4 protein-coding genes are annotated in these 3,598 nt (G+C 64.4%); all 4 read left to right on the forward strand.

Going from position 1 to position 3,598, the window contains the following annotated elements; genetic code table 11:
• Nucleotides 1–264: 264 nt before the first annotated feature.
• Complete coding sequence (locus VLR48_RS09640) at nucleotides 265–549, forward strand: HypC/HybG/HupF family hydrogenase formation chaperone (RefSeq protein WP_325291577.1); 285 nt, start codon at nucleotides 265–267, stop codon at nucleotides 547–549.
• Entirely contained in the window at nucleotides 546–1,685 is a 1,140-nt protein-coding gene (hypD, locus tag VLR48_RS09645) for a hydrogenase formation protein HypD (RefSeq protein WP_325291578.1), read from the forward strand. The genes VLR48_RS09640 and hypD overlap by 4 nt, the downstream gene beginning before the upstream one ends.
• 73 nt (nucleotides 1,686–1,758) lie before the next feature.
• Entirely contained in the window at nucleotides 1,759–2,805 is a 1,047-nt protein-coding gene (gene hypE / locus VLR48_RS09650; RefSeq protein WP_325291579.1) for a hydrogenase expression/formation protein HypE, read from the forward strand.
• Between the two features lie 417 nt (nucleotides 2,806–3,222).
• Nucleotides 3,223–3,598, forward strand: a 376-nt coding sequence (locus VLR48_RS09655; protein WP_325291580.1) for a PGPGW domain-containing protein, incomplete at its 3' end; no start/stop codon positions are given.

Consider the following 3,598-nt stretch of genomic DNA (forward strand, 5'->3'; position numbering starts at 1 on the left):
CCGAGCTTCTGATTACGGCGATCGATCCCTGCGTGGCCTTCAAGCTCACCTGTTAAAACGCGCCCCCGAGCGCGATGCGAGGTCGTCACTCGGGCGCAGGGTGGGCGCGAGTCTGATGCCCTTGTGGATGGCGCGTTTTAAGATTTTTAATTTATTGATATAAAACGCGTCTCGCCAAGGCATCGGTTGGCGACGAGGTTGGCCCTAAATCTCCGCGCGTGTTGATCACCCCGGACGCGTTTTATCCTGCGAGGTCTTTTGTCCATGTGTCTTGCCATTCCCGCACGCATCACCTCCATCGATGTCGCCGCCGATACCGCGAAGGTTGCGCTCGGACCCGTCTGCAAGGAGATCTCGTTGGCCCTGATCGAGGACGCGGTCGTCGGCGATTATGTCCTGGTCCATGTGGGCTACGCACTGAACAAGATCAGTGAAGAGGAGGCGCAGCGCACACTCGAGATCATCGCCGAGATGGGGTTGCTCGAGGACGAGCTGGAGCTTGAGCCCGGGCCGACGTCGAGCGTCGAGACAACCGGGGGCCAAGGGTGAAATACATCGATGAGTTCCGCGACAAAGGCCTCGCCCGCCGGCTCGCCGAGACGATCGCCGCCGAGGCGCATCCCGGGCGCGATTATCGCTTGATGGAGTTCTGCGGCGGTCATACGCACGCCATCTTCCGCTACGGCGTGCAGCACCTGATGCCGCCGAACCTGCGCTTTATCCACGGCCCGGGCTGTCCGGTCTGCGTGCTGCCGATGGCCCGGATCGACCACGCGATCGCGCTTGCCACGCAGCACGACGTCACGCTCTGCACCTACGGCGACTTGATGCGCGTGCCGGCGAGCGAGCGCAGGAGTCTGCTCAAGGCCAAGGCCGATGGCGCGGATATCCGCATGATCTACTCGACCCAAGACGTGCTGCGGATCGCGCGCGAGAACCCCGAGCGGCAGGTTGTCTTCTTCGCCATCGGCTTCGAGACCACCACGCCCCCGACCGCCGTCGCCGTGAAGACGGCGCGCGCCGAGGGGCTGACCAACTTCTCGGTCTTCTGCAACCATGTGCTGACCCCGTCGGCGCTGCACACGATCCTGAGCACCGCCGGCCCGGACGGGGTGCAGCTCGACGGCATCCTCGGCCCATCCCATGTGAGCACGCTCATCGGCAGCCGGCCCTATCGCTTCGTGCCCGAGCAGTTCGGCGTGCCGGTCGTGATCGCCGGTTTCGAGCCCCTGGATGTGATGCAGTCCGCCTTGATGCTCGTCAGGCAGCTCAACGAAGGGCGTTGCGAGGTGGAGAACCAGTACACCCGTGCGGTGAGCGAGGACGGCAACCGCAAGGCGCAGGCCCTGATCGCGGAGGTCTTCCGGATCCGCCCCGAGTTCGAATGGCGCGGGCTCGGCTTCCTCCCGAACAGCGCCTTGGCGCTGGCCGACGCCTATGCGGATCTGGATGCCGAGCAGCGTTTTCCGGTCGAGATTACCCCGGCCAAAGAGATCAAGGGCTGCGAGTGCCCCGCCATCCTGCGCGGCGTGAAGACACCGACCGAGTGCGAGCTCTTCGGTAACCCCTGCACCCCGGACAATCCCATGGGCTCCTGCATGGTGTCCTCCGAGGGCGCCTGTGCGGCCTATTGGAGCTACGGGCGGTTCAGAGCCACCAGCCACCAGCGAATGGATGAAGTCTGATAGCTGATAGCAGGAGGCAGGAGGCAGGATGCCTTCCCCGGCCGACCCAGTCGTCTCACAACGAGGTCTCAGAATGACACCCGATCGGCGCTTTCCCGTGCGACTCGATCTCAAGAAGGGCGCCGTGGACATGAGCCACGGCTCCGGCGGGCGCGCCATGGCACAGCTCATCGGCGAGCTGTTTCAGCGTTATCTCGACCATGAGCTCTTGACCCTCGGCAACGACCAGGCGCTCTTCACGCCGCCGCCCGGTCGGCTGGTGATGAGCACCGACGGTCATGTGATCTCCCCGCTCTTCTTCCCCGGCGGCGACATCGGCTCGCTCTCCGTGCACGGCACCATCAACGATGTCGCCATGTCCGGTGCTCGGCCGCTCTATCTGGCCGCCGGCTTCATCCTGGAGGAAGGCTTCCCGCTCGCCGATCTGGCCCGCATCGTCGAGAGCATGGCGCAAGCCGCCAATGCCGCGGGTGTGCCGGTGGTGACGGGCGACACCAAGGTGGTGGAGCGCGGCAAGGGCGACGGGGTCTTCATCACCACCACCGGGATCGGCGTGGTGCCCGAGGGTATCCTGATCTCGGGCGATCGCGCCGAGCCGGGCGACGTGATCCTGGTCAGCGGGAGCATGGGTGACCACGGGGTGGCCATCCTCTCCAAGCGCGAGAATCTCGGCTTCGAGACCGAGATCCGCTCCGACAGTGCCGCTTTGCACGAGCTGGTCGCCGCCATGATCGCGGCTGTTCCGGACATCCACTGTCTGCGCGACCCCACCCGCGGCGGCTTGGCGACGACACTCAACGAGCTGGCCCATCAGTCGGGTGTCGGCATGCAGATCCGCGAGGACGCCATCCCGGTCCGCCCCGAGGTGGCCGCAGCCTGCGAGCTGCTCGGGCTCGATCCTCTCTATGTCGCCAACGAGGGAAAGCTGATCGCCATCTGCTCGCCCGATCAGGCCGGGCGTCTACTCGAAGCCATGCATGGCCATGCACTCGGCGCCGAATCAGCCATCATCGGCGAGGTCGTCGAGGACCCGCATCGCTTCGTGCAGATGGAGACCGGCTTCGGCGGGAGCCGGATCGTCGATTGGCTTGCCGGCGAGCAATTGCCGCGGATCTGCTGATCCGCGGCCTGTCCCCTATCGGCATGTGCTTCGCGGACTTAGGCCGATCACCGATTCGTCCCTGTCCGGTCACCTCGATCGCGATCACCGAGAGCCAGACGCTGCCTCACGTCTCCGTTCCCCGAACCGCGCCGGCGGAGCATCGGACGCTTGGGTGAACCGCCCCCCGTTTACGGTCGATTTGATTTTTCCTCGTTGGTGTGGTGTCTTCGCAACGAGGCTCGAGCCTGGTCTCCGACCGTCCAAGCGTTCCCGCGTCGCCTCTCAAGCATAGACGCCAATGGGCGGCCCGACTGGACGGCGCACGGCAAGATTTGTGACATGGGTCTCATTTTGCATCCGGAGCGTGCTGCACAGGTCGGCGCCCGGGAGCCGCACTCGAATAAGAGCCCGCCGAGGGCCCGGGAGGCGAGGGTGATGATCGACATGAATTGGATCCAGGCCCACCAGGGCCTGCTGCTGTCGTTGGCCGGACTTTCGGTCTTGATTTTCCTAGGATCCCTGATCTCCTTGCCGTTTCTCTTGGCGCGGATCCCGGAAGATTATTTCGTGGACCCACATCGGCATTCAGCGCGTATGAAGAGCCTTCACCCGGTCGCCTATTTGAGCCTGCGGGTAATCAAGAACCTGGTCGGCTGGGTCTTGCTCCTGGCGGGCATCCTGATGCTGGTGCTCCCCGGCCAGGGGATCCTCACCATCATCATGGGGCTCGTGCTGAGCGACTTTCCCGGAAAATACAAACTCGAACGCCGGATCGCGAGCAACCATCGCGTCCTAAGCGGAATCAATTGGG

This window comes from Thiocapsa sp., assembly GCF_035467215.1.
Taxonomy (GTDB): Bacteria; Pseudomonadota; Gammaproteobacteria; order Chromatiales; family Chromatiaceae; genus Thiocapsa.

Bases quoted from the DNA above. Each gene is read 5' to 3' on its own strand.
- hypE (WP_325291579.1), top strand. From the start codon at position 1,759: ATGACACCCGATCGGCGCTTTCCCGTGCGACTCGATCTCAAGAAGGGC.
- VLR48_RS09640 (WP_325291577.1), top strand. From the start codon at position 265: ATGTGTCTTGCCATTCCCGCACGCATCACCTCCATCGATGTCGCCGCC.